Genomic DNA, 25399 nt, shown 5'->3' with positions numbered 1-25399 from the left:
CCCGAAGGTCGTTGTCAGACCTGGCGGTTACGTTGGGACCATGACTCGATTCGTGATGGTGGCAGGGGCGTGGCTCGGTGCGTGGGCGTGGGACGAGGTGGTGCCGGAGCTGCGCGCGTCCGGGCACGAGGTGCATGCGCTGACCCTGTCCGGGTTGGCGGAGAAGCAGGGGGTTCCGGCCGGGCAGCAGACGCATGTCCAGGACATCGTCGACGAGGTCGAGCGGCTCGATCTGCGGGACGTCGTCCTGGTCGGACACAGTTACTCAGGTGTGCCCGTCGGCCAGGCCGCGGAGCGGATCGGCGACCGGCTGACGCGGGTGGTGTTCGTCGATTCGGGCCTGCCGGTCGACGGGGAGTCGGCCCTGGACGGCTTCGCGAGCGACCACGTCAGGAAGTCCCTCGCCGAGAACGGCGGAGTCTGGCCGACCCCGGACCCGGAGGACTTCGCCGGCCAGGACCTCACGGACGAGCAGATCACCCGCATGGTCACCGACGGCACCCCGCACCCGGGTGCCACGCTCACCGAACCGGCGGTCCTGGCCCGCCCGTTGGCCGACCTCCCGGCCACCTACGTCAAGTGCCTGCTCGACGGCCACGAGTTGCCGACCCCCGCGGACGAACTGGTCGCGAGCGGGCGCTGGGAGCTGGTCCGGATGAACACGGGCCACTGGCCGATGTTCTCGCAACCCCGTGAACTCGCCCGCGTCCTGCGGGAGTCGGCCGCCCGCTCCTCCTGACCCCCTCATCAAGGATCCGCATGTCCCCCACGAAGAACGTCCTGGCCGTCGTCCCGCCCCACATGGGCGGCCGCAAGGCGGGAGCCGGTCTCGCGACGCTGCTGCCCGACGGGGTGGACGTCACCGTCGTCGAGACCGTCGACGAGGACCCACGAGCCCTGCGCGCGGCGCACGTCGTCATCACCGCGCTCTCCCCGGTGACCGCCGAACACCTCGCCGCTGCCCCGGAGTTGGAGCTGGTGCAGTGCGCGAGTCACGGCTTCGACTACGTCGACCTGGAGGCCGCCCGCGCCCAGGGGGTGGTCGTCTGCACCATCGGTTCCAGCGGCGCCGAGGCGCAGAACGTGGCCGAGCAGACCTTCGCCCTGATGCTGGCCCTGGCCAAGCAGCTCGTCCCCGCGCACACCGCACTCGTCGAGGGCGACTGGGCACTCCCCCGCCTCCAGCGCTCCCTGACCGAGCTGTCCGGCAAGACGCTCGGCATCGTCGGACTGGGCGCCATCGGACAGCAAGTCGCCCGCAGGGCAGCCGCGTTCGACATGACCGTCGTCCACGCCGGCCGACGCCCCGTCCCCGAGGAGACGACCGCGAGGCTCGGCGGGGCGAGGCACGTCCCGCTCGACGAGTTGCTGCGCCTCTCCGACTACGTCACCCTGCACGTGCCGCTCACCGCCGAGACCCGGCATCTCCTGAACGGGGAGCGGCTCGCGCTGCTCAAGCCCACCGCGTTCGTGATCAACACCGCGCGGGGCGCCCTGATCGACCAGGACGCCCTCGCGGACGCTCTCGAATCGGGCGGCCTCGCGGGTGCGGGGCTGGACGTGTTCGACCCCGAACCGCCCACCCCCGCCCTGCGGTTGCTCAAGGCCCCGAACGTGGTGCTCTCGCCGCACGTCGGTGGCGTGACCCGGGAGACGGTGCTCCGGATCGCGCTGGCCGCCGTACAGAATGCCGCCGGGTACCTGACCGGCAAGTCGCCGGGGGATGTGGTCAGTTGAGCCGGTCCGCGATCTTCGCGGGGCGGGGTGACGGGGCTCCCGTGCCGGCGATCGACAGCGAACCGGGGCTGGCCGTCACCGCGTCGGTCAGCCAGCGCTGTGCGGTGGAGCCGTCGCGGACCTTGAGGACGATGTCGGCGCCCGGGTCCTCGCCGGCCGAGGTGAGGGCGAGTTGCGAGTTCCAGCGGGGCAGTAACTCGCCCTGCACGGTGAGGTCGTAGCGGACGTCGTCGGCACGCTCGGTCTTCGCGTCGGCGCAGGCGCCGAGGACGACGACACCGGCGTCCGCGTGCGAGTCCAGGCACAGCCCCGGGCTCGCCACACTGCGCAACAGCCCGTCGGTGTCGTACGACCACTCCTGGGCCTCGACGGAGGAGCAGGCGGCCAGGACGGTACTGGCTCCGGCCTTCGCGGTGCCGCGGATGTCGAGGCAGAGGTCGGCGGCGGTGTTGTGCAGCCGCGTCCGCTGGGGTGTGGCGGGGAGCCGGGCGGTGCCGGGTGCCGATGACGAGACGTGTCCTGAGCCGCTGTTGGTGGTGCTGGAGGCGACGGGATCGGCGGTGCCGCCGCTGTGGTCCGGCCACAGGACGACGGCGGACACCGTCGCGAGGACCCCGGCGCTGATCAGGCCGACGCCGACGAAGAACGAGCGGGACGACCGGGCCGACCGGGCCGACCGGGCCGCGTCCACGAGACGGCGGCCGGGTGCGGGGAGCCGGGACAGCATCCGGTGCCGCCCCGTGCTGCCGCCGGTGTGCCCGCCGCCGTGCCGGACGGCGGTCCTGGTCCGTGGGTCGCGGCCGGCGCGGCCGGGCCGTGATTCCAGGTAGGGGCGGGCGCCCCAGCCGAGCACGGCCTCGGCGAGGAGGACGCCCAGCCCGCCTTCGAAATAGCTGAGTTGTTCGGCGGCGAAACGGCAGTAGCGGCACTGGGCGAGATGCTGCTGGACATCCGGCAGCAGTGCGCCGCCGCGCCGAATCGGGACGTCGAGGAGGCGGTTGTAGAAGCGGCAATCCTGGGTCGGCGCGAGTTCCCGGTGGGCGCGTACACAGCCTTGCCGGAATTTTTCGTGCGCCTGCTGGAGAGCGGCCGACGCGGTGTCGGTATCCATGCCGAGCAGGGCCGCCGGCACGGTTATCGACTCGGCCTCGACCTCGGTGTGCCACAGCAGACACTGGGCGAACGGCGGAAGCGTCTGGAAAGACCGCTCGGCGAGCTTGCGATTTTCCGCCGTCATCGACTTCGCGGCCCGCATCGCGCGGCCCCCGGAGGGATTCCCCAGGTCCGGAAGAACACTGGCTATTCGCTCTTCCGCGGACCACTCCCGGATCGTGTCGCGGACGGTCAGCAGCAGCCGGGGCCGCAGGGCCACGCCGTGTTCGCCGAACGTCAGCCGGTCGAACACCTGGTGGAAAGCGGCTGCCGCGGCCATCGCGGGGATGGCACCCTCGGCGGCGAGACAGACGCCCGCGTAATCCTGGACCGGCCGCCAGTGCCGCGCCATCAGCAGCGCGACGGAATGAGCGGCCTCGCCCTCCGGACGGCCCCGCAGCCGGGCGGCCAGGGTCTCGTCGGATTCCTCGGGGGCACCGCCGTCCGGCGGCGGGTAAGGAGGACGAGGGGGATGCGGGATGGACACGGAGTGGATTCCTCGGATTCGGTTCATCAACAGGTCAATGAGCCCCGGGCATTAGCCCCCGCGCGGGTGTTTCACCCTTGCACAACCCACCCAACCCAACAAGGCACTTGGGTAACTTCCACATCATTGAAAGAAAGTCAGATGCGGTGACAACTCGGTTCACTTGCACCGGCTTTCGATTTTCCATGCGCCCCGTGTGAACCATGCGCACACACCGGTGCGTCACGCACGCTCCCGGCCCACGGCTCACCGCGGTCCACTGGTCTCGGCCCTTCTCGGAGGCCACGCGCTGGACGGCGGCTCTCCCGCGCCAAACGGCCGCCGACCTTGCTCCTCCCGCCCTCGGTCGGCGGCCCCGAGGGCGGGGGCGGCCCACCCCCGCCCTCCCTTCCTCCAGCCACGGCTCATCGGGCCACGGGCCGGCCGATGCCGTCGAGTTCGGCGATCGCGTCGTCGGGCAGCACCAGATCCGCGGCGGCGATGTTGTCCCGCAGATGCGCGCGGGACGAGGTCCCCGGGATCAGGACAGTGGTCGCCGAACGTCGCAACAGCCAAGCCAGCGCGACCTGTTGGGGCGAGGCGTCGAGCCGGGCGGCGACGTCGGTGAGGGTCCGCGACTGCAGCGGGGTGAAGCCGCCGAGCGGGAAGTAGGCGGCGAACGCGATGTTCTCCGCGGCGCACCGCTCGACGAGGGCGTCGTCCTGCCGGTTGGCCAGGTTGTACAGGTTCTGCACGGTGACGACCGGGGCGATGGCCTGCGCCTCGGTCAGCTGGGCGGCGGAGACCGTGCTCAGCCCGAGGTGCCGGATCAGCCCGGCCTTCCGCAGTTCGGCCAGCGCCCCGAACTTCTCCCCGACCGACTCCTCGTCGGCGCCGTCCTGGGTGCCGAGCCGCAGGTTCACCACGTCGAGCGCGTCGAGCCCGAGGTTGCGAAGGTTGTCGTACACCTGTGCCTTGAGGTCCTCGGGGTGCCGGGACACGATCCAACTGCCGTCGAGGCCGCGCCGGGCGCCGACCTTGGTCACGATGTGCAGGTCGTCCGGGTACGGGTGCAGGGCCTCCCTGATGATCTCGTTGACGACGACGGGTCCGTAGAAATCACTGGTGTCGATGTGCGTGATCCCCCGCTCGACGGCCTCCCGGAGGACGGCCACCGCTTCGGTGCGGTCCTTCGGGGGGCCGAAGACGTGGGGGCCCGCGAGCTGCATGGCGCCGTATCCCATGCGGGTGAGGGTGAGGTCCGGGGCGAGGGTGAGGGTGCCGCCGGAGACGGTGTCGGCCATGATGTCGCGCCTTTCACATGGGAGGGGTGGACGGTTCGGTCCTGCCACCGACTGTGCGCCTGTCCCGGCCCGGCAGGCAGTACCCGGATGTTCCTGGTAGTGACAGGGACACGCACCTCCGGGGATTCGGATCTACGGTGGTGGGTGTGGACAGCAAGAACGCGCTCGGGGAGTTTCTGCGGGCCCGCCGGGAGCGGGTCCGGCCCGAGGACGTGGGGCTGAGCGGCGGCGGGCTGCGGCGGGTGCCGGGGCTGCGCCGGGAAGAGGTCGCCCTGCTGGCCGGCATCAGCTCCGACTACTACCTGCGGCTGGAACAGGGCCGCGACCGCAACCCGTCCGCGCAGGTGCTGGAGGCGCTGGCCCGGGTACTGCGCCTGGACACCTCCGCGACCGCCCATCTCCTGAGCCTCGCACAGCCCGAGCGGCCGGCCGTGTCCCGCAGGCGGGTCCGGCGCCCCGAGGCGGTACCGACGAGCGTCCGCGAACTGCTCGACACGTGGTCCGGTCACCCGGCATACGTCCAGAACCGTTTCACGGACTGCCTCGCGGCCAACGCGCTGTGCCGGGCGCTGTCCCCGAACTACACACCGGGCGTGAACCTGCTGCGCGCTGTCTTCCTCGACCCCGCCGAGCGCGAACTCCGGCGCGACTGGGAGGAGTTGACCGCCGAGGGCGTGGCGACCCTGCGCGGCCACATCGGCCCCGACGTCGACGAACCCCGGCTGGTGGAGCTGGTGGGCGAGCTGTCCGTGCGCAGCGACCGCTTCCGGCTCCTCTGGAGCCGCCACGAGGTACGGCCCATGCTCGGCCGGACCAGCCTCCTCACCCACCCGCTCGTCGGCGACTTCGAACTCCGGTCGAACAAGTTCGAGATCCCCGGCACGAACGCACTGAGCATGGTCGTCTTCCACGCCGAGCCGGGCAGCCGCAGCGCGGAACTCCTGGGCCTGCTGGGCAGCTTGACGGCATCCGGCCCGACACCCTGGCGGGAGGATTCCCGGGCCGCGTCCGACGAGACGCCCCCGGAGGGAAACCTGCGGGCGGCGAACGGCGAGCCCTCCCGCCGGGACGACCGGCGAGACACATCCAGCGAGACGCCTCCTGAGTGAAACCCTCGGGCGGCCAACAGCACGATCCCCCGACGGAACGATTCACAGGCCGCGTCCGACGAGACGCCCCCGGAAGGAAACCTGTCGGCGGCAAGCGGCGAGCCCTCCCACCACGCCGACCGACGAGACACGTCCGGCGAGACGCCTCCTGAGAGAAACCCGCGGGCGGCGTCGGGCGCGGCACCCTGGCGGGAGGATTCCCGGGCCGCATCCGGCGCGACGCCCCTGAGTGAAACCCGCGGGCGGCGTCGGGCGCGGCACCCTGGCGGGAGGATTCCCGGGCCGCATCCGGCGCGACGCCCTCAGGGGGACCCCTGCGGGCAGCAAGCGGCGAGACGCGTCCGGCCCAGACGCCCCGCCAGGGCGACAACCGGGCCGTGGCCGACGAAGCGCCCTTGCGGGAGACCCCGTTGGAGCGCGACGAGATCGCCCGCCTCGACGAGGACCGAGGGCCGAGGACCGCTGGACAACAACCCGCCTGTGGGACTGACTTGCCCGTCAGATCTGCCAGGAACGCAGGCGGTCCGCCGCGCCGTAGACATCCGTCTTGCCGGAGATGAGATCGCGGGCGAGGTCGACGAGGGCGCCGTAGGGCGGGTCGATGCCGACGCCGCTGACGAACATGTAGGCGACCGCCGTGGCGCAGGCGAAGCGGGCGTTGGCCGAGGGCAGGGGCTTGAGCAGGGCGAGGGTGTGCAGCAGGGCCGTGGCCCGCCAGGCCGGGTCGGAGTCGACGCCGAGGCGGGGCGGGTCGACGCGATGCCGGGCGACGGCGGCGACTAACGCCGAGAAGTCGTTGATGGTGGGCTGGTCCGGCAGGACTTCCTCATGACGCTGGAGCAGCCAGGGCACGTCGATATGGATGACGGGGATGACGGGCATGCGTCAGGCGACCCGCCCCTCGCCCTTGGCCGCGGGTTCGTCGTCGGGGAACGCGGCGGCGAACTCGTCGGCGTGCGTGGCGAAGAACCGGCGGAACGCCTCGGCTCCCTCCTGCAGCGCCCGGTGCCGAGCTATGTCGGCCGCGGCCGCCTCCCGCACGAGCGCCTTCATCGAGGTACCGCGCTCCTTGGCGATCTGCCGCAGGTCCTCAAGCTCGCGCTCGCTGAACTCCACGTTGAGAGCTGGCATACGAACACGGTACCGCTCGGGTACTTACCCGTAAATACCACCAGGTCAAGAGCTACGCCCGACGGTACCGAACGGGTCTCACCTCCATGTCCGAATCCCGCCGGTACCGGCCGCGGTTCCGGAGCAGACTGATCCCCATGAACACCATCTACACCCTCACCGACAGCCCCCTGGGCAAGCTGCTCCTGACCGGCGAGAAGTCACCGGCCGGCACCACTCTCACGTCCCTGACCATGCCGGACCACCCGACCGTCCCCGCCGACCGGCAACGCGACGACGAGGCCTTCACCGAGGCCACCCGCCAACTGTCCGCGTACTTCGCCGGACACCTGACCCGCTTCGAACTCCCCCTCGCCGTCGAGGGAACGGAGTTCCAGCAGCGGATCTGGCAGGCCCTGGACGAGATCCCGTACGGCACCACGACGACCTACGGCGCCCTCGCCGAGCGCCTGGACGTACCGCGCGCCGAAATCAGGGCACTGGGCGCGGCCCTGGGCGCCAACCCACTACTCCTGGTGCGCCCGTGTCATCGAGTGATCGGGGCGGACGGCTCGATGCGCGGTTATGCCGGCGGGGTCGAACGCAAGGTACAACTCCTCACCCACGAGGGCGCGTTGCAGCCGATGCTCGGCTGACGAACGACGAGAACAAGGAGGGAGGGGCAATCATGGACAGCACCAACTGGTCAGCTCTGGCAGAGGAGTTGGACCTCTACGGCAGCGCACCGACCGCCCAACTGCTCACACCCGCAGAGTGCCGCGACCTGACCGCGCTGTACGAGAAGCCGGAACTGTTCCGCACCACGGTGGACATGGCCCGCCACCGCTTCGGCTCCGGCGAGTACCGCTACTTCACGCACGACCTCCCCGCACCGATCGCCGCCCTGCGCGCCGCGCTCTACCCACGCCTGCTGCCGATCGCCCGGGACTGGGCGGCCCGCCTCGGCCGCCCGGCCCCCTGGCCGGACGACCTGGACGAGTGGCTGGCCCTCTGCCACGCCTCCGGCCAGGACCGTTCGGCCCAGATCCTGCTCCGCTACGGCGAGGGCGACTGGAACGCCCTCCACCGCGACGTCTTCGGCGAGTTGGTCTTCCCACTCCAGGTGGTGATCGGCCTGGATGAATACGGCACCGACTACACGGGCGGCGAGTTCCTGATGGTCGAACAACGCCCTCGCGCCCAGTCCCGAGCCACCGCGACCCCACTCCAGCAGGGCCACGGCCTGGTGTTCACAACTCGCGACCGACCGGTCCGATCGAAGCGCGGCTGGTCGTCCGGCCCCATGCGACACGGGGTGAGCACCGTACGCTCCGGCAGGCGACACGCGTTGGGCTTGGTGTTCCACGACGCCGCCTGAAAACCTGGGGAGGCTCAACACCTTAGGGGCGCGGGGAACTGCGCGACCAGCCCCCACCGACCCGCAGCCAACGACCGGCCCCAACTCACCCCGCGGCTTCCTCCAACTCCAGCTCAGACATGGGCAAGGCATGCGGATTACCGGACGGCCCGTGGTGTCGCCGCACGCCAAGACAAGCAACCGCACCACCCAACAGCACAGCAACGGCAACATAGACGGCGGGCCCCATCGCATGGACGAACCCATGCCCGAACACCTCCCCACCCAACACCCGCATCCGCTCGGCAACACCACGCGGAACCCCACCCGGCGCACCCCCTCGCGGCCCCGCACCGACGCCAGACTCCGCCTTGGAGAACCCGGCAACGAAGGACTCCCGGTAAGCAGAAGGGAGTTGACCAGCCCGACCCCGCGCCTGCGAGGTCAAAGAAGACGCCAGCTGAGCCTGAAGCACCGCCCCGATCACCGCCCCGGCCAACACCGACCCGACCTGCCGAAGCGCATTGGTGACACCGGACGCGGCCCCGGCAAGCCGAGGCGGAACATTCCGCATGACCTCCGTGGCCATCGGCGCGAACGTACAGCCGACCCCCAACCCCGTGAGGAACAACGGAAACGCGATGGTCAACCACCCCGTACCGACATCCGCGACACCGACGACCCAGACCAGCCCACCCGCCCAGGCCGACAGCCCGCCCATCAGAATGAACTTGCCCCCGACCTTGTCCGCGAGCGCCCCCGCAGGCCCGGCCATGACGAACGACCCGAGCGCCACCGGCAACAGCACAAGCCCCGCCTTCTGCGCACTGAACCCGAGCACGGACTGCAGATAGATCGTCAGCGTCAGGAACATCCCGACCACGCCGAACGACACGGTGACGCCGACGAAGTTGATGAGGCTGAAGTTCCGGTCCCGGAAGAGCGAGAACGGGACCAACGGCTCACCGTTCTGCTGGCCGCGCTCATGGACCAGGAACCCGGCGAAGAGCACGACGGCCGCGCCGAACAGGCTCCAGATCCACGCGTTCCAGTCGTACCGCTGTCCCTCGGTCAGCCCAAACGCCAGGCAGAACAGGGCAGTTGAGGCAAGACCGACGCCGAGGGTGTCGAAGCGGCGCCGTACCGTACGCCCGGCACCCGGGATGATCGCCATGGTGAGCACGAGCACCAGCGCCCCGATCGGCAGGTTGACGAAGAAGATCCAGCGCCAGGACAGATGGGTGATCAGCACCCCGCCGAGGATCGGCCCGAGCGCACCGGACACCCCCGCCACCGCACCCCAGATCCCCATCGCGACACCACGCCGGTCGGCCGGGAACACCTCGGCGATGATCGACAGGGTCTGCGGCATGAGCAGGGCCGCACCCAACCCCTGCACCGCACGGAACCCGATGAGTTGGGCGGGATCCTGCGCAAGCCCGCAGGCGAGGCTGGCCAGGGTGAAGACGGTGACTCCGGCGGCGAACAGGTTCCGTTTGCCGCGCAGATCACCGAGGCGCCCGCCGGTGATCAACAGGACGGCCAGCGCCAGCGTGTAGGCGTTGACGATCCACAGGATCTCGTCCAGGGACGCGCCGAGGTCCTCGCCGAGCTGAGGGATCGCGATGTTCACGATCGTCAGGTCGAGGAGGGTCATGAAGAACCCGAGCGAGAGCGTGATGAGGATCGCCCAGGGATTGCCGTGCCACTTCTTGAACACGATGCCGACTCCTTACATCCGAACTGCCGAACATCCGGCTACGCGTCCGACCGCACGCCGGACTCGCGTTCAAGAGGCCGACCGCCCAACAGGTGTGACACGGCGCCCGTTTCCCGAGACGTACGTCACATTCACACCCTCGGCTGTCACATTCCGACCCCCGCCGGCCCTCGCAGTAGTGAGCACGCCACTGGGGAGGCGCATACATGTCCGAGATTTCCGGGATCGCTGTCACCGACGAGGCGACCACTGTCTTCATGGACCATCGGGAGCTGCTGTTCGGCCTCGTCTACAACATGCTGGGCAGCGTCGCCGACACCGACGACGTCCTCCAGGAGACCTGGCTCTCCTGGACGTCACGCGCCCGGCGCTCCCCGCTCGACACGATCACCAACCAGCGCGCCTATCTCGTCCGCATCGCCGTCAACCACGCGCTCCAGCGCCGCGCCACGATCACCCGCCGCCGCGAGACGTACGTAGGCCCCTGGCTCCCGGAGCCGTTGGTCGACCAGCCCGCCGACGACGATCCCGTGGACCCCGCCCTGCGCGCCGAGTCCGTGTCGCTGGCCATGCTGGTCGTCCTGGAGTCGCTGTCCCCGCTGGAGCGCGCGGTCTTCGTCCTCAACGAGGTGTTCGGCTACGCCCACACCGAGATCGCGGACATCATCGACCGCACCCCGGCCGCCGTACGACAGCTCGCGCACCGGGCGCGGGCGCATGTGCACGCGCGGCGGCCGCTGTACGAGGCGCATCCCCGGGTTCGGCGGGAGGCGACCGAGCGGTTCGTGCGGGCCGCGATCGGCGGGGACATCGCCTCGCTGATGGAGATCCTCGCGCCGGACGTGACCGTCTGGACCGACAGCGGCGGCAACCGCAAACCGGCCGGACTGCGCCCGGTGCACGGGCGGGACAAGGCCGTCCGCCTCATCAACTCCTTCGCGAGCCGCCGCCGCGGCCCGCAGGACCTGGAGCTGCGCTACCGCCGCGTCAACGGCGACGACGCGGCCGTGCTGTTCGACGGCGACTCCCCGTACGCGGTGATGGTCATGGACCTCACGCCCGAGGGCGACCAGGTCTCCGGGGTCTACATCGTCACCAACCCCGAGAAGCTCACGCACGTGCACAGGGACGAGGAGGAGGACCAGTGACCACCACTCCCGCCCCCTCGCGGGGCGAACGCGTCGCCGACTGGTTCGACGGCCGCCTCGGCATCCACACCCTCGCCAAGCAGTATCTGCGCAAGGTGTTCCCGGACCACTGGTCGTTCCTGCTGGGCGAGATCTGCCTGTACAGCTTCGTGGTGCTGATCCTGACGGGCATCTACCTCACCCTGTTCTTCCACCCGTCGATGAACGAGGTGACGTACCACGGGAGTTACGTCCCCCTCAACGGCATCCGCATGTCCGACGCCTACGCCTCGACGCTGCACCTCAGCTTCGACGTACGCGGCGGGCTGCTGGTCCGGCAGTTGCACCACTGGGCGGCGCTGGTGTTCATCGGCGCGATGCTGACGCACATGATGCGGCACTTCTTCACGGGTTCGTTCCGCAAGCCGCGCGAGCTCAACTGGCTGTTCGGCTGGACCCTGTTGTTCCTCGGCCTGTTCGAGGGCCTCTTCGGCTACTCGCTCCCGGACGACCTGCTGTCGGGCACGGGCATGCGGTTCGTCGACGGCGCACTGCTGTCGGTGCCGATCGTCGGGACGTACTTGTCGATGTTCCTCTTCGGCGGCGAGTACCCGGGTCACGACATCGTGTCCCGCTTCTACTCCCTCCACATCCTGCTGATCCCGGGCATCATGGCCGCGCTCGTGGTGGTCCACCTCCTCCTGGTCGTCTACCACAAGCACACCCAGTTCGCGGGCCCCGGCCGCACCGAACGCAACGTGGTGGGCGCCCCGTTCATGCCGGTCTACCTCGCGAAGGCGGGCGGCTTCTTCTTCCTGGTCTTCGGCGCCCTCACCGTCCTGGCGGCGGTGGCCTCCATCAACCCGGTCTGGTCCTACGGCCCTTACCGCGCCGACCAGGTCTCGACGGGCGCCCAGCCGGACTGGTACCTGGGCTTCGCGGAGGGCCTGGTCCGCGTGATGCCGGGCTGGGAAGTCACCTTGTGGGGCCACACGTTGGTGCTGGGCGTACTGATCCCGATCGTTGTCTTCCCGCTCCTCCTGGTCTTCATCGGCGTGTACCCGTTCCTGGAGTCCCGGCGGACCGGCGACAAACGCGAGCACCATCTCCTGGACCGCCCCCGCAACCGCCCCACCCGCACCGGCATCGGCGTCGCCTGGATCAGCCTCTACCTGATCCTCCTCGCCGGCGGCGGCAACGACATCGTGGCGACCCGTCTCCACCTGTCGATCAACACGGTGACGTGGGCGGTACGGGTGGCCGTGTTCGTCGTACCGGCACTCGCCTTCGTCGTGACTCGCCGCGTCTGCCTGGGGCTCCAACTCCGGGACGCCGAGCTGGTGTTGCACGGCCGCGAGACAGGCATCGTCAAGCGCCTGCCGCACGGCGAGTACGTGGAGGTGCACCGCCCGCTCGACCAGGCCGAACTCCACACACTCACCGCGCACCGGCGACCGAAGGAACTGGTCGAGCGTGAACGTCAGCCCTGATCCGCCGCGAACGAGGCCATCCACGCCAACGCCGCGTTCCAGTTCACCGCCGTCTCGTTGGTCGACCACGACTGGATGTCGTCGATGTAGCAGAACTGCCCTACACAGCCCGTGAGTTTGCTCTGTGCGTACGGGTCCTGGATGGAGGAGTTCGCGCCTCCGGCCAGCGTTCCCTTCGGCGGGTTGGGGAGGTTCGGGTCGAGCTCGTGGGCGTACCAACGGCTGTGCTCGTTGTGGGAGTTGGCCTCGCCGTAGCCGGTGACGTACGACATGTTGAGGGCGTTGCGGCCCAGGATGTAGTCCATGCTCTGGAGCGCGCCATCACGGTATTTCGCGGCACCGGTGAGGTCGTAGGCGGTGGCGATGACATGCGCGTTGTTGAGGATCTGGCTGTTGGATCCCCAGTCGTAGAGGTTGCCGGGCGGCGCGTACGGCATGCCGTACGGCTGGGTCCGTAGCGTGGTCAGGTAGGTGTTCGCGCCCTCGATCACCGAGCGGCGCACCGCGTCCCGGCCGGGCAGGCGGCTGGGGACCGTCGCGAGGTCGAGTCGGCCCAGCGCCGCCGTGCGCGCCCAGTCGAAGCCGAGGCTGCCGAAGATGTCGGCCGTGTTGAGGGGGGAGTTGACGACGTAGTCCGCGAACTGCCGTTCTCCCGTGGTGAGATACAGCTCCGCGGCCGCCCAGTAGAACTCGTCGGTCGCGTTGTCGTCGGGGTACGCGCCACCGCCGATGCCGTCGTTCGGGTCGGGGTACACGGCGGGGTGCGCGACCGCCGCCGACCATGCCTTCCTCGCCGCGGCCAGTGACCTCGCCGCGAACTCCCGGTCGTAGGGCCGGTACAGGCGCGCCGCCTGTGCCGCTGCCGCCGCGAGGTTGAGCGTCGCCTGGGTGGTCGGTGCGTGCAGTTCGCGCTTCTGGGGGTCCTGGCTCGGCAGCAGGGGCAGCCCCGTCCACTGTTCGTCGTGAACCTTGTCGTGCGCCATGCCGGCCAGCGGCCGGCCGTCCGGTACCTGCATCTTCAGCAGGAACTCCAGCTCCCAGCGGGCCTCGTCGAGCACGTCCGGCACCTTGTTGCCGCTCTCCGGGATGGCGAGCGTCCCGTCGCGCAGCTTGGCCGGCTGTCCGGTGCGGGCCAGGCGTGCGCGCTCGTAGGTGCTCAGCAACTCCCAGGTGGAGATACCGCCGTTGACGACGTACTTGCCGTGGTCCCCCGCGTCGTACCAGCCGCCGGTCACGTCAAGTGTGTAGTCGCACAGGCCGGGTTGGCAGGGGACGTTCGCGTCGCCCTGGTTGGGGGCGACGTTCAGGTGACCGGCGGGACGGGCGTAGCCGGGGCGCAGGTCGTCGCGTATCGCGATGCCGCTGCGCTGGGTGTAGTAGTACTTCAGCGAGTCGAGGCGCAGTTGTTCGTAGTCGCGCGTACCGATGTCGAAGGGACGGCTCGCCTCGCCGTCCGCCACCAGCGTGAAGCCCTCGCCGCGCCCCCGGTACGAACCGAAGTCGATCGACTGGACGTTCTGCCCGGAGGCCACGTCGGTGCCGCGCGGTACGGTCCGCCCGTGCGCGACCACCGCACCCGCCGCGCTCTTCAACTCCCAAGGCAGCACGCCCGTCGACGCGGTCACCAGCGTCGCGTTCTTCGGTCCACCGGGCAGATAGGCGACCTGGTTCACCCGCACGCGCGGCCCGGTGTCCGGCTCGTACACCTCCGGCGGCACCCCGCCCAACAGCGACACGTCGTCCATGCAGAAGTGCCAGGCGTCCGTACCGCCGCCGAGCTGGAAGGCGACCTGCCCCTGTGTCGTGTCGACGGGTGAAGTGAACGTGTACACATAGGAGTTGCCCGCCCCGCTCAGCTCGGGACTGACCTCGTAGTAGGTGTCGTACGGCGCCACCGACAGCCCGACGATCGCCCGCGCCACCTGCCCTTCGGGCGAACCGGACGCCGTGAAGGCGAACTTGTACGACTCGCCCTTCACCAGCGTGATGTCGTTCTGGCCGACGGCCGCGTCCCAGCGGTTCGTCGTGCCGCCCGGCACGTCCGCGCAGAGCTGCCCGTCGGACAGGCCCGCGGTGACGTTGCTCGTCGTCCACCAGGGTTCGGTGGTGGTGTCGAAGGTGCCGTTCCTGACCTGCTCGACCTCGTCGGCCCCGGCCGGGCCGGCCGGGAGGGCGGTGAGCGCCGCCGCGAGGAGGGCGGTGGCGGCGAGCAAGGTGGTTCTGCGTCGTTTCACGTCTGAGCCCCTCACGGACGCGGGAGCGCTCCCATTCAGTGCGGACGCAGGCCATGCTGTTCGAGACATGACATCCCGTCAACGGTCCGGACAGGCCGGATTCCTGTCCGGACCGTCGACTGGTTCGTGTCCGGGCCGCCCACGCGTTCCCGCCCGGACCGTCGACGGGTTACGGGTCCCTATCCGGCCGGCGCCTCCAACTTGCTGATGCGCAGGGCCCCTTGGGCCGTCCCCGGGCGACTGCTCGTCATCGTCAGCCGCACCCGCGATCCACGCACGGCACCGAAGGTGACGACGGTCGGAGCGTCCGACACGGTGGCCCAGTCGACCACGGCCCCCTCGACCGGCACCCACCCGCGCCCGTCCCACACCGTGACCGCCACCGCCGAGGGCAGACTGTGCGTCGCGTCCAGCGTGAACGACACCTCCACCCGGTCGAAGGACCGCCCCCTCCCCCAGTCCACCGACACCCAGTCCTCGGCACGCGCCCCACTGAACGCCGGCAGCAGAGCCGTGGCCGACTTCGCGAACGCGTTGGACCACCCGGTGGCACTGTCACCGTCGAGCATGGCGGCCGGGAGCGTGTCGGGGCGCCCCGAGTAACTCGCGTCGGCGTAGGGGTAGTTGGGCGGGGTCGGATAGTCCGCCTCGAAGTGCGGTGCCGGAGTGATCGCCGCATCCCGCGCGGGTGTCGTCCGTACCGTGACCGCGCCGGACCGCAGCCCTGCCACGCGCGCCGTCACCTTCAGCGAACCCGCCGCCGTACCGGACCGCACGATCGCAAGTGCCTTGCCGTGGAAGGCGGTTCGGGTGCTCGCCTGATATCGCTCGGCGCTCTCCTCCCGCCCGTTGTCGAGCCCGGCCAGTGACCCACCCCTCACCTCGAACGCGATCAGGTCCTCGGCGTCGGGCAGCACGACACCATGGGCGTCGACGACCTCCGCGGTCACGAAGACCAGTGAACGGCCGTCGGCGGCAAGGGACTTGCGGTCGGCCGTGAGGCGGACGGCGTGTGCGGCTCCCGCCGTGCGCAGCACGTCCGTGGCGACCATCTTTCCGCCGCTGCTCGCTACCGCCTTCAACTCGCCCGGCTCGTACGGGACTTTCCACATCAGGTGGAGCTTGCCCGCGCTGCCGTTCGGGCTGGTGTAGCTGCCCGGATAGGGGCCGGTGGTGAAGGTCTTGTCGTCGCCGGTGGGCTCGGTGGTCTCCAGGTAGGTGCGGCCGTCGGTGGTCGTCTTGATGTCGAACTCCCTTGTCCCGAGGGACTTTCCGTTGAGGAACAGCTCGACGGTGTCGACGTTGGCGTAGGCCCAGACCTCGACCGTGTCGCCCGGTTCGTGGTTCCAGCTCATCGGCACCAGATGGACCATGGGCTCGCCGACCCACTGGCTGCGGAAGAGGTGGTACATGTCCTTCGGGAAGCCTGCCGTGTCGACCGCGCCGAAGAAGGACGCCTTGACCGGGAAGACGTCGTACGGCGTCGGCTCCCCGATGTAGTCGATGCCGGACCAGAGGAACTGGCCCGCGAACCACCTCCGGTCCCGGTCCTTCTTGTGGCCGTACTCGCCGCTCATCGTCCAGGAGGCGAGGTTGTTGTCGTACGACGAGGTGTCGCGTCGGCCCGGGGTGTAGTTCTCGCCGGTGTTGAGGTGCTCCGGCTCCTGGTAGGCGCCGCGTGTCGAGGTCTCCGAGGAGGACTCGGACTCGAAGAGGAACAGGTTCGGATAGGCCGCGTGCAGGCCGTCGACCGACTTGGCGGTGTTGTAGTTGAGGCCCAGCCCGTCGAGCTTGGCGAGCATGAGGTCGGCCGCGGAACCCTTGGCGGGGACGCTGTGGTACTTGTTCGAACCGATGACGACAGGCCGGGTGTCGTCCGCCGCCTTGATCGCGCCGATGATGCGGTCGGCCATCGCGAGGCCCGCGGTGGAGGTGGAGTCGGGGATCTCGTTGCCGATGGACCACAGCACCACGGCGGGCGAGTTGCGGGCGGCGAGGACCATCTCGGTGGCGTCCCGCTCGCACCAGTCGTCGAAGAACCGGTGGTAGTCGTAGGTCGTCTTGCCGGTGTGCCAGCAGTCGAAGGCCTCGACCATCATCACGATGCCCAACTCCTCGCAGGCCCGCACGATTTGGGGCGAGGGCGGGTTGTGCGAGGTGCGGAAGGCGTTGACGCCCATCGACTTCATGATGCTCAACTGCCTGCGTACGGCGTCGAGGCTGATCGCGGAACCGAGGGCGCCCTGGTCGTGGTGGAGGTCGACGCCCTTGATCTTGGCGTGGGCGCCGTTGAGGGAGAAGCCCTCGTCCGGGTCGAAGCGGTAGGCGCGGATGCCGAAGGGGGTGCTGTACGTGTCGACCGCCCTGCCCGCCACCCGTAGTTCCGTCTCCAGGGTGTAGCGGTGGTCCGGGGTCTCGATTCCCCACAACTTGGGCTTGGGGACGGCGAGTTCATGGTCCTCCGTGCTCCGGTCGGCGACCGTGACCGTGGAGGCGGCGCGGACCACCGTCCGGCCGCCGGGGTCGACGACCCGCGATCTCACCTCGATCTCGCTCGCGGTGCCCGACTCGTTCGCCACGGCTGTCCGCACCCGTACGACGGCCCGCTCGGCGGTGATGTCCGGGGTCGTGACGTACGTGCCCCAGCGTTCGACGTGCACCGGCTCGGTGACGACGAGGCGGGCCTCGCGGTAGATGCCGCTGCCCGAGTACCAGCGGCTGCTGGGGAGCTGGTTCTGCACCTTCACCGCGACGACGTTCTCCGTGGTGCCGTCGGTGTGCAGCAGGGCGGTGAGGTCGAAGGCGAAGCCGGTGTAGCCGTAGGGGTGGCGGCCGGCCTCGGTGCCGTTGCAGTAGACGTACGAGTCCATGTAGACGCCGTCGAACTCCACCGAGATCCGCTTGCCCGCGAAGGCCGGCGGCAGGGTCAAGGCGATCCGGTACCAGCCGAGGCCGCCGGGGAAGAACCCGGTGCCGCTGGTGGTGCCGTTCGCCGTGGTGGGGGTCTGCTCGATGCTCCAGTCGTGGGGGACGGCGACCTGGCGCCAGGCCGAGTCGTCGTAGTCGGGGGCGGCGGCCGTGGCGTAGGCGCCGGTCGGGTCGGTGATCCCGCCGGGGTTGACCAGCGCGAAGCGCCAGCCGTCCCGGAGGGGGACCGTGTGGCGGCCGGACGCGCCCGTCGGGGCGGCGTGCGCGGCCGGGGCGGACAGGAGTGAAGCGGCCGTCGGCGCGGCCGTGGAAGCGATCAAAACCGATCTGCGAGTGACCGTCATGGCGGCTCTCCCTCATCAGGGCCCAGAAGTACTCACAACTGATCGTGACCGAACAGATTCTGACGGGGTGCCACGCCGGGACGTCAAGGGTGCGGCGGCAGACAGCTGTCCAGCGGGCGACTTCGACCGGTTTTCCCCCTTGACCGTCGCGAGCGTCGGCCCTGGGGGTTCTCGTCCGCGCGGGACTGTGACGCACTAGGCTGGAACACAAGTGACGCGCCTGTTCACTGTGAGTGTGCGCAATGGAGTGGCGACGATGAGACCGGTCTACCCGTTCGACGATGCCGCGACCGCGCGGGTTGTCATCGACGACGCGGGCACTCTGGTGGAGTGGAACGACGGGGCCAGGCGGCTCCTCGGCCACACCGCGGACGAGGTGGTGGGACGCCCGGCCGTGCGGCTGCTGGCCGACGGCGCCGAGGCGCTGCCCACGATCACGGGTGCCCGCTGGGACGGCACGGTCGCGTTGCGCCACCGCGACGGCCACGCGGTGCCCGTGTGGCTGCTGGCCCACCACCGGCGGCCCCGGGACGGCGGCCGGGGCGACTGGCTCGTCGTGACCCCGCTGGAGGGCGGCGGACCCCGCGCCTCCGAGGACCCGCTCGCGACCGCCGCGCTGACCCAGTCGCCGTGTGCCATCGCGGTCTACGACGAGCGGCTGCGGCTGAGCCGGGTCAACGACGCGATGGCCGACGTGATCGGGCTGCCAGAGGAGCGCATCCAGGGGCTGCGGATCACCGAGATCGGCGGGAAGACGCAGAGTTCGGAGCTGGAGCAGTACATGCTGCGCGTGCTCACCTCCGGCACCGCCCAGGACTTCCAGATCTACATGCGCACCGGCGGCGAGGACACGGCACACGCCTGGCTGGCACGGATGGCGCCGATCACCGACGCCGAGGGGCGCGTGCGGGGCGTGTGTCTGGCCGCGCACGACTTCACCGAGAACTACCTGGCGCGGGAGCGGCTGCAGCTCGTCAACGAGGCGAGCGTCCGCATCGGCACCACCCTCGACGTCACCCGTACGGCCCAGGAGCTCGCGGACGTCTGTGTGCCGGCGCTCGCCGACTTCGTCAGCATCGATCTGGTGGACCCGCAGGAGCACGGCGGCGAGCCCCCGACGGCGATCACCGCGCCGATGCGACTGCGCCGGGCCGCGCACCAGTCGGTGCAGCAGGGCAGCCCCGAGGCCGTCGCGAAGCCGGGCCAGCTGAACCTATACCCGGAGCAGTCCCCGCAGGCCGACGCGCTGGTCGCGGGCCGCACGCTCGTCGCCTCGGGCCGGGACCTGGAACTCTGGCTCGCCTGGGACCGCACCCGCACCAGGCGTGTCGAGGAGTACGGCATCCACTCCTCGATGGCCGTACCGATCCAGGCTCGCGGGGTCACCCTCGGCGTGGCGGTCCTCACCCGGTACCGGCGTCTCGACCCGTTCGCCGACGACGACGTGCTGCTGGCCGAGGAGGTCACGGCCCGCGCCGCCGTCTGCATCGACAACGCCCGCCGCTTCTCCCGCGAACGCGAGACCGCGCTCGCCCTCCAACGCAGCCTGCTGCCCCGCAAGTTGCCGCGCACGGCCGCCCTGGAAGCGGCCTCGCGCTATCTGCCGGCGGCGCGTGCCGGGGTCGGCGGCGACTGGTTCGACGTGATCCCGCTGTCCGGGATGCGGGTCGCGATGGTCGTCGGGGACGTCGTCGGCCACGGCATCCAGGCCTCCGCCACGATGGGCCGGCTGCGCACGGCCGTCCGCACCCTCGCCGACATCGACCTGGCCCCGGACGAGCTGCTGACCCACCTCGACGACCTCGTCGTACGGCTGTCCGCGGAGGCCGGTGGCGAGGGCAGCCCGGGCGAGGTCGGCGCGACCTGTCTGTACGCGGTGTACGACCCCGTGTCCCGGCGCTGCACGCTGGCCCGCGCCGGTCATCCGCCGCCGGTCATGATCCGGCCGGGCGGCCCGCCCGAGCCCGTCGACCTGCCCGCGGGACCGCCGCTCGGTCTGGGCGGACTCCCCTTCGAATCAACCGAGTTGGAGCTGCCCGAGGGCACCGTGCTCGCGCTGTACACCGACGGGCTGATCGAGAACCGCGACCGGGACCTCGACGACAGTCAGCGGCTGCTGTTCGACGCCCTGTACGCGCCCTCGGACTCCCTGGACGAGACCTGCGACCGGATCCTGCACGCCGTGCTCCCGCCGGGGGGTGCCGCCGACGACGTGGCGCTGCTGCTGGCCCGTACCCAGGGGCTGCCCGCCGAGCAGGTCGCGACCTGGGACATCCCCGCCGACCCCTCGCTCGTCGCGCCGATCCGCAAGCAGGTCGTCGAGCAGCTCGACCAGTGGAACCTGAGCGAGGCCGGCTTCACGGCCGAGCTGGTGGTGAGCGAGCTGGTCACCAACGCGATCCGCTACGGCGCGCACCCCATCCGGCTCCGGCTGATCCATGACGCGACCACGCTGATCTGCGAGGTCTCCGACACCAACCACACGGCCCCGCACCTGCGCCGCGCCAAGACCTGGGACGAGGGCGGGCGCGGGCTGCTGCTGGTCGCGCAGCTCACCCAGCGCTGGGGCAGCCGGCACACGGCCGACGGCAAGACCATCTGGGCGGAGCTGTCCCTCTTCGACGAGATCTGAGCCGTACCTGAAGGGGCCGGTCGGCTCAGGAGAGGTCGGTCAGCCAGGGCCTGACCTGGCGGCGGGCCTCGTGCAGCCGGGACTTGAGGGTGCCGAGCGGGATGCCGAGGCGCTCGGCGATGTCGGCGTACTCCAGGTTGCAGATGTCCCGGTAGACCAGCGGCGCGACCAGGTGCGGCTGCTCCCGCTCCAGGCGCTCCAGCGCCTCCAGGAGGTCAATCTTCGAACCGGCGATCACGCTCGTGGTGCGCGGGTCGACGTGCTGTGACACGTCGATCTCGGCGGGCTGCTCGGCGGCCCGGCGCTTCAGCTCGCGGTACTTCTGCCGGGAGCCGTTGGCGACGACCGTGTAGAGCCAGGTGCTGAAGAGGCTGCGGCCCTCGAACGTGCCGATCTTTCGGGCGACCTGCATCAGTACGTCCTGCGCCGCTTCCTCGGCGTCCTCGCGGCACGGCAGGAAGCGCGCGCACCGCCTCAGGACCTCGGGTCCGATCGACCGCAGGAGCTCGTCCAGGGCACCCGTGTCACCGGCCGCGGCCCGCCGCGCCAGCTCCTCGGTCCGTACCGTGTCCCGCACTGGATCCACTCCTCCGCCTCGGTCTACGAGCAGGCATGATAGTCGCATGCACTTCGTCGAACAGATCGGCCGCTACAGACTCGAACGCCGCCTGGGCACCGGCGCGTTCGGCACGGTCTGGCTCGCGCACGACGACGTGCTCGAAGCCCCGGTGGCCGTGAAGGTCCTCGCCGACAACTGGGCGCACCGCCTCGACATCGTCGACCGCTTCCTCTCCGAGGCCCGCCTGCTGCGCAGGGCCGACTCGAACAGGGTCGTGCAGGTCTACGACATCGGTGAGCTGCCCGACGGACGGCCGTACTTCGTCATGGAGTACGCCGACGCCGGCACCCTCGCCGATCTGCTCACCGCGGGTCCGCTGCCCGTCCCGGAGGCGCTGCGGCTGACCGCGCTGGCCGCCCGGGGCGCCGCCGCGCTGCACAAGGCGGGCATCGTCCACCGCGACATCAAGCCGACCAACGTGCTGCTGCGCAGCGCCCCGGACGGCAGCCACCGCGTGCTGCTCGCCGACCTGGGCCTGGCCAAGAGCCTGGCGCAGGGGTCGGGCCTCACCCTGGCCGCCGGTTCGGCGGGCTACCAGCCGCCGGAGCAGGCGCAGCCCGGCTACGGCATCGACGAGCGCGCCGACGTGTACAGCCTGGGCGCGGTCGGCTACGAGCTGCTCACCGGCACCGTCCCCGGGGCGCCCGGCCAGGTCGTACGGCCGGACCGGCTGCGGCCGGACGTGTCCCCCGACGTCCAGCGGGCCCTGCTCCGCGCGCTGGAACCGGACCGCGAGCGGCGCTGGCCGACGGCGCGGGAGTTCGCGGAGGAGCTGGAGCGGCTGGCCGCCGAGGCCGCCCCCACGCGCAAGCAGCACAGGCCGCGCAGTCGGCACCGGAGCGTCGCACTGATGGCCGGTCTGTTCGTCGTGGTGGCGGCCGGCACGGGCGCCGTCGTGTTGAACCTGCCGTCGTCGTCCAAGAGTTCCGACCTGCGGGTCAAGGACAGCACCGGCCGGATCGTGGCCGCGGTGCCCGCCGCGTGGGGCCGTCAGCTGCGCGACTCGGGCTGGAATCCGCACGCGCTCGGTCTGCAGGCCGGGCAGGAGCCGGGGCTGGCCGTCGCCGACGACCTGTCGAAGTGGAACGACCTCTCGGCGGACGTGAACGGCGTGTTCATCGGCCTGAGCGAGCACGGCAGCGTGACGACCGAGGTGGACGGCATCGCCCACTCCGCCTGTCACTACGACGGCAGCCACGCCTACTCCAGCGCCACCTGGCGCGGCACGATCCGCACCTGGAGCGGCTGCTCGGGCAGCGCGGGCACCCTCTCGGAGACCGCGCTCCGCATGGTCGGCGGCGCGGCGCAGCCGCAGGTCTACGTGCAGATACGGCAGCACAGCGGTGACGCGACCTCGCGCATACTCCGCTCGCTGCGGGTCACCTGACCACTGTCGAATCCCAAGTCCGGGAAAAGATCCCCGCGGACTCACGAACTTTTCGGCGCCCATCCGTATCGGACCAGTGTGACGGCGCATGAGGCGCGGTCGGCACGCCGAAGAGCGTGCCGTGAACCACCAGGAGTGTTGAAGATGGCGAACACGTCCCAGTCCCTGCGCCGAGCGGCCCTGCTCGTGAGCGCGATCGCCGTACTGGGCCTGACGACAGCCTGCAACGACGGGAGCGGCACGGCGAGCAGCCCGCAGACCCAGTCGGGTACGGCCGCGCCCGCGGGCGGCGACGCCTCGGCCGACGGTTCCGGCACGCCGGCCTCCACGTCGAGCGGCAGCGACACCGCGACCGGTTCGAACTCGACCTCGTCGAATTCCTCCACGTCCTCGGGCTCCGGCGGCACGAGCACCAACACCGGCACCGCGAGCAGCAGCCGGTGCCACACCTCCGAGCTGAAGGCCAAGGTCGGCGCGAACGACCCGGGCGCCGGGCAGGAGAACTTCCCGATCGTCCTCACCAACGCGTCGGGCCGTACCTGCACGGTCCGCGGCTATCCCGGCGCCGCGTTCCTGAACGCGTCCGGCACGCAGCTGGGCGACGACCCGCAGCGCGAGTCCGGCAGCGCCACCACGGTCACGCTGAAGCCGGGGCAGAGCGCCTGGGCGGGCCTGTCCTTCTCCAACCCGGAGGTCAGCGGCGCGAAGACGGCGACCGCGAGCTGGCTGGCGGTGACCCCGCCCGACGAGCAGGACGCGCTGCACGTGAAGTGGACGGCCGGCGCGGTGCCCCTGTCGGGCAATTCGTCCTCGGTACGCCTGACCGTGCTGAGCGCGGGTACGGGTTCCTGATCACGGGTTGCGCGCCGCGGCCTGGTTACATGGGGCGGGCACCACGTCCCGCGTCCCGGAGGACCGTCCCCTGAACACCCCGCTCGCCGAAACCCTGTCCGTCGTCCTGCTCGTCGCCGTCCTCGTGTGGGCCGTCGTCCGTCCCTTCGGCTGGCCGGAGGCGGTGATGGCGGTCCCGGCCGCCGGGATCGCGGTGGCCACCGGGGCGATCTCGCTCGACCACGCGCGGGCGGAGGCCGAGCAGCTCGGGCCGGTGGTCGGGTTCCTCGCGGCGGTGCTCGTGCTGGCCCACTTCTGCGATGTGGAGGGCCTGTTCCGGGCCTGCGGGGCGTGGATGGCGGAGTGGGCGAAGGGCAGTCCGAGCCGGCTGCTGACGGCGGTGTTCGCGCTGGCCTCGCTGATCACAGCGGTCCTGAGCCTGGACGCCACCATCGTGCTCCTGACGCCGGTCGTGTTCGCGACGGCGTCCCGGATGGGCGTACGTCCCAAGCCGCACGTCTACGCGTGCACGCACCTCTCGAACACCGCCTCCCTGCTCCTGCCGGTCTCGAACCTCACGAACCTCCTCGCCTTCGCGGCGAGCGGCCTGAGCTTCACCCGCTTCGCGGGCCTGATGGTGCTGCCCTGGCTGGTGGCGATCGGCGCCGAGTACCTGGTGTTCCGGCGCTTCTTCGCCCGCGACCTCGCGGCGGCGGCGCCCTCCCCGACCTCCGGCGACAAGCCCGAGCTGCCGGTGTTCGCACTGGCGACCGTCGCCTGCACCCTCGCCGGGTTCGTGCTGACCTCCGCGATCGGCATCGATCCCGCGTGGGCCGCGCTGGCCGGCGCCCTCGTCCTCGCCGGCCGGGCGCTCCTACGTCGGCAGGCGACCCCGCTGACGATCGTGCGGGCGGCCGCACCGTCCTTCCTCGCGTTCGTGCTGGCGCTCGGGATCGTCGTGCGGGCCGTGGTGGACAACGGCCTCTCCGACGCGCTCGGACACCTCCTGCCCGGCGGCACCGGCATCGCGGCCCTGCTCGGGATCGCCGCCCTGGCCGCCGTACTCGCGAACCTCATCAACAACCTGCCGGCGGTCCTGGTCCTGCTGCCGCTGACCGCGCAGTCCGGACCCGGGGCCGTGCTCGCCGTGCTGCTCGGGGTGAACATCGGACCGAACCTGACCTACGCCGGGTCGCTCGCGACGCTGCTGTGGCGGCGGATCGTGCATCAGCACGAACACGGCGTGGATCTCAAGGAGTTCACGAAGCTGGGGCTGCTCGCCGTGCCGTCCGCGCTCGTCCCGGCGGTGCTGGCACTGTGGGTGTCGCTCCAGGTTCTCTGACACCGAGGGAGACCGAATGCGTGTGATCGCCTGGCTGGTCGAGGGCACCTGGCCCGCCTGCGTGGACGCCGTACGGACGCATGCGCCGGAGCCGGACGAGGTGGTGCTGCTGCATGTGAGCGGGCCGGACGTGCCCGAGGTCGCGCACGGGGCGTTCGCCGGGCTGCTCGGCCGGGGTGGTCCGCGGCGGGATCCCGGTACCCGGCTGGAGGACCTGGGCAGTACGTCGGCGGCCGAGCTGCTGGACGCGGCGGCCGAGCGGCTGGGGCGGCCCTGTACGCGGATGGAGCGGGCCGGGCGGGTGGAGCGGGAGGTGGTGGCGGCCGCCGGGGACGCCGATCTGCTGATCCTGGCCCGCGACGGCGACCGGGCCCGGCTCGGCCCGCACAGCCTCGGGCCCGCCGTACGGTTCGCCGTCGATCACGCGCCCTGTCCGGTGCTGCTGGTGTGGCCGGAGGCGGCGCCGGGCATCGCGACCCTGCCGCCTCCGCCACCACCGCACCACTGAGG

General features: G+C 70.8%; 20 protein-coding genes. 12 read left to right on the top strand and 8 right to left on the bottom strand.

Features of this window, described 5'->3' with window-relative positions; translation table 11 throughout:
* The first annotated feature begins 40 nt into the window (after nt 1–40).
* Together ACIBK4_RS15600 and ACIBK4_RS15595 are read left to right on the top strand one after the other, a co-directional pair.
* Nucleotides 41–739, top strand: a complete 699-nt coding sequence (locus ACIBK4_RS15600; RefSeq protein WP_398995198.1) for an alpha/beta fold hydrolase — start codon at nt 41–43, stop codon at nt 737–739.
* Nucleotides 740–759: 20 nt separating this feature from the next.
* Nucleotides 760–1737 (top strand): 2-hydroxyacid dehydrogenase, encoded by a 978-nt coding sequence (locus ACIBK4_RS15595; protein ID WP_398995197.1) that lies wholly within the window; start codon nt 760–762, stop codon nt 1735–1737.
* Here ACIBK4_RS15595 and ACIBK4_RS15590 read toward each other — a convergent pair.
* Complete coding sequence (locus ACIBK4_RS15590; protein ID WP_398995196.1) at nt 1730–3376, bottom strand: RICIN domain-containing protein; 1647 nt, start codon at nt 3374–3376, stop codon at nt 1730–1732. The genes ACIBK4_RS15595 and ACIBK4_RS15590 overlap by 8 nt on opposite strands.
* A gap of 404 nt (nt 3377–3780) precedes the next feature.
* Entirely contained in the window at nt 3781–4659 is an 879-nt protein-coding gene (locus ACIBK4_RS15585; protein WP_398995195.1) for an oxidoreductase, read from the bottom strand.
* A 146-nt stretch (nt 4660–4805) separates the two neighbouring features.
* Here ACIBK4_RS15585 and ACIBK4_RS15580 point away from each other — a divergent pair, with 146 nt between their 5' ends.
* Nucleotides 4806–5768 (top strand): helix-turn-helix domain-containing protein, encoded by a 963-nt coding sequence (locus tag ACIBK4_RS15580; protein ID WP_398995194.1) that lies wholly within the window; start codon nt 4806–4808, stop codon nt 5766–5768.
* A gap of 498 nt (nt 5769–6266) precedes the next feature.
* On the opposite strand, the gene ACIBK4_RS15575 is transcribed toward ACIBK4_RS15580, so the two are convergent.
* Together ACIBK4_RS15575 and ACIBK4_RS15570 are read right to left on the bottom strand one after the other, a co-directional pair.
* Complete coding sequence (locus tag ACIBK4_RS15575; protein WP_398995193.1) at nt 6267–6650, bottom strand: toxin Doc; 384 nt, start codon at nt 6648–6650, stop codon at nt 6267–6269.
* A 3-nt stretch (nt 6651–6653) separates the two neighbouring features.
* The gene (locus ACIBK4_RS15570) at nt 6654–6899 is read right to left on the bottom strand and encodes a hypothetical protein (RefSeq protein ID WP_033278861.1); all 246 of its coding nucleotides are present in this window, start codon (nt 6897–6899) and stop codon (nt 6654–6656) included.
* Between the two features lie 137 nt (nt 6900–7036).
* On the opposite strand from ACIBK4_RS15570, the gene ACIBK4_RS15565 reads away from it, so the two are divergent.
* Nucleotides 7037–7534, top strand: a complete 498-nt coding sequence (locus ACIBK4_RS15565; protein WP_398995192.1) for a methylated-DNA--[protein]-cysteine S-methyltransferase — start codon at nt 7037–7039, stop codon at nt 7532–7534.
* A gap of 32 nt (nt 7535–7566) precedes the next feature.
* Nucleotides 7567–8256 carry a 2OG-Fe(II) oxygenase gene (locus tag ACIBK4_RS15560; RefSeq protein WP_398995191.1) on the top strand — a complete coding sequence of 230 codons (690 nt, stop codon included), beginning with the start codon at nt 7567–7569 and terminating at the stop codon, nt 8254–8256.
* An 85-nt stretch (nt 8257–8341) separates the two neighbouring features.
* Here the strand turns inward: ACIBK4_RS15560 and ACIBK4_RS15555 are convergent, their stop codons facing one another.
* Nucleotides 8342–9955, bottom strand: a complete 1614-nt coding sequence (locus ACIBK4_RS15555) for a DHA2 family efflux MFS transporter permease subunit (protein ID WP_398995189.1) — start codon at nt 9953–9955, stop codon at nt 8342–8344.
* Nucleotides 9956–10161: 206 nt separating this feature from the next.
* Between ACIBK4_RS15555 and sigJ the strand changes: the two genes are divergently transcribed.
* On the top strand, nt 10162–11103 hold the full coding sequence (gene sigJ / locus ACIBK4_RS15550) for an RNA polymerase sigma factor SigJ (RefSeq protein ID WP_398995188.1): 942 nt from the start codon (nt 10162–10164) through the stop codon (nt 11101–11103).
* The gene (locus ACIBK4_RS15545; protein ID WP_398995187.1) at nt 11100–12572 is read left to right on the top strand and encodes a cytochrome bc complex cytochrome b subunit; all 1473 of its coding nucleotides are present in this window, start codon (nt 11100–11102) and stop codon (nt 12570–12572) included. Before sigJ ends, ACIBK4_RS15545 begins: the two co-directional genes overlap by 4 nt.
* Here the strand turns inward: ACIBK4_RS15545 and ACIBK4_RS15540 are convergent.
* Together ACIBK4_RS15540 and ACIBK4_RS15535 are read right to left on the bottom strand one after the other, a co-directional pair.
* Nucleotides 12563–14806: a glycoside hydrolase family 9 protein gene (locus ACIBK4_RS15540; protein ID WP_398995186.1), complete on the bottom strand. Its 2244-nt coding sequence runs from the start codon at nt 14804–14806 to the stop codon at nt 12563–12565. The two genes, ACIBK4_RS15545 and ACIBK4_RS15540, sit on opposite strands and share 10 nt — an antisense overlap.
* Nucleotides 14807–14985: 179 nt before the next feature.
* Entirely contained in the window at nt 14986–18078 is a 3093-nt protein-coding gene (locus ACIBK4_RS15535) for a glycoside hydrolase family 2 TIM barrel-domain containing protein (RefSeq protein WP_398995185.1), read from the bottom strand.
* 256 nt (nt 18079–18334) lie between these two features.
* Here ACIBK4_RS15535 and ACIBK4_RS15530 point away from each other — a divergent pair, with 256 nt between their 5' ends.
* Nucleotides 18335–20710, top strand: a complete 2376-nt coding sequence (locus ACIBK4_RS15530) for a SpoIIE family protein phosphatase (protein WP_398995184.1) — start codon at nt 18335–18337, stop codon at nt 20708–20710.
* 25 nt (nt 20711–20735) lie between these two features.
* On the opposite strand, the gene ACIBK4_RS15525 is transcribed toward ACIBK4_RS15530, so the two are convergent.
* Nucleotides 20736–21287, bottom strand: a complete 552-nt coding sequence (locus tag ACIBK4_RS15525; RefSeq protein WP_398995183.1) for an RNA polymerase sigma factor — start codon at nt 21285–21287, stop codon at nt 20736–20738.
* A 46-nt stretch (nt 21288–21333) separates the two neighbouring features.
* Between ACIBK4_RS15525 and ACIBK4_RS15520 the strand changes: the two genes are divergently transcribed.
* The 4 genes from ACIBK4_RS15520 (at nt 21334) to ACIBK4_RS15505 (ending at nt 25397) form a co-directional block, all read left to right on the top strand.
* Complete coding sequence (locus tag ACIBK4_RS15520) at nt 21334–22716, top strand: serine/threonine-protein kinase (RefSeq protein WP_398995182.1); 1383 nt, start codon at nt 21334–21336, stop codon at nt 22714–22716.
* A gap of 144 nt (nt 22717–22860) precedes the next feature.
* Nucleotides 22861–23568 carry a DUF4232 domain-containing protein gene (locus tag ACIBK4_RS15515; RefSeq protein WP_398995181.1) on the top strand — a complete coding sequence of 236 codons (708 nt, stop codon included), beginning with the start codon at nt 22861–22863 and terminating at the stop codon, nt 23566–23568.
* 7 nt (nt 23569–23575) lie between these two features.
* Nucleotides 23576–24889: an arsenic transporter gene (locus ACIBK4_RS15510; RefSeq protein WP_398995180.1), complete on the top strand. Its 1314-nt coding sequence runs from the start codon at nt 23576–23578 to the stop codon at nt 24887–24889.
* Between the two features lie 16 nt (nt 24890–24905).
* On the top strand, nt 24906–25397 hold the full coding sequence (locus ACIBK4_RS15505) for a universal stress protein (RefSeq protein WP_398995178.1): 492 nt from the start codon (nt 24906–24908) through the stop codon (nt 25395–25397).
* The last annotated feature ends 2 nt before the right edge of the window (nt 25398–25399 follow it).

This window comes from Streptomyces sp. NPDC050528, from assembly GCF_044457795.1.
GTDB lineage: Bacteria > Actinomycetota > Actinomycetes > Streptomycetales > Streptomycetaceae > Streptomyces.
This window is presented reverse-complemented; position numbering and strand designations above follow the sequence as displayed.

Excerpts from the sequence above, each read along its gene's own strand:
- ACIBK4_RS15570 (WP_033278861.1), bottom strand. The coding sequence starts at position 6,899 with ATGCCAGCTCTCAACGTGGAGTTCAGCGAGCGCGAGCTTGAGGACCTG.
- ACIBK4_RS15585 (WP_398995195.1), bottom strand. The coding sequence starts at position 4,659 with ATGGCCGACACCGTCTCCGGCGGCACCCTCACCCTCGCCCCGGACCTC.
- ACIBK4_RS15575 (WP_398995193.1), bottom strand. The coding sequence starts at position 6,650 with ATGCCCGTCATCCCCGTCATCCATATCGACGTGCCCTGGCTGCTCCAG.
- ACIBK4_RS15560 (WP_398995191.1), top strand. The coding sequence starts at position 7,567 with ATGGACAGCACCAACTGGTCAGCTCTGGCAGAGGAGTTGGACCTCTAC.
- sigJ (WP_398995188.1), top strand. The coding sequence starts at position 10,162 with ATGTCCGAGATTTCCGGGATCGCTGTCACCGACGAGGCGACCACTGTC.
- ACIBK4_RS15595 (WP_398995197.1), top strand. The coding sequence starts at position 760 with ATGTCCCCCACGAAGAACGTCCTGGCCGTCGTCCCGCCCCACATGGGC.
- ACIBK4_RS15600 (WP_398995198.1), top strand. The coding sequence starts at position 41 with ATGACTCGATTCGTGATGGTGGCAGGGGCGTGGCTCGGTGCGTGGGCG.
- ACIBK4_RS15565 (WP_398995192.1), top strand. The coding sequence starts at position 7,037 with ATGAACACCATCTACACCCTCACCGACAGCCCCCTGGGCAAGCTGCTC.
- ACIBK4_RS15520 (WP_398995182.1), top strand. The coding sequence starts at position 21,334 with ATGCACTTCGTCGAACAGATCGGCCGCTACAGACTCGAACGCCGCCTG.
- ACIBK4_RS15535 (WP_398995185.1), bottom strand. The coding sequence starts at position 18,078 with ATGACGGTCACTCGCAGATCGGTTTTGATCGCTTCCACGGCCGCGCCG.
- ACIBK4_RS15530 (WP_398995184.1), top strand. The coding sequence starts at position 18,335 with ATGAGACCGGTCTACCCGTTCGACGATGCCGCGACCGCGCGGGTTGTC.
- ACIBK4_RS15505 (WP_398995178.1), top strand. The coding sequence starts at position 24,906 with ATGCGTGTGATCGCCTGGCTGGTCGAGGGCACCTGGCCCGCCTGCGTG.
- ACIBK4_RS15515 (WP_398995181.1), top strand. The coding sequence starts at position 22,861 with ATGGCGAACACGTCCCAGTCCCTGCGCCGAGCGGCCCTGCTCGTGAGC.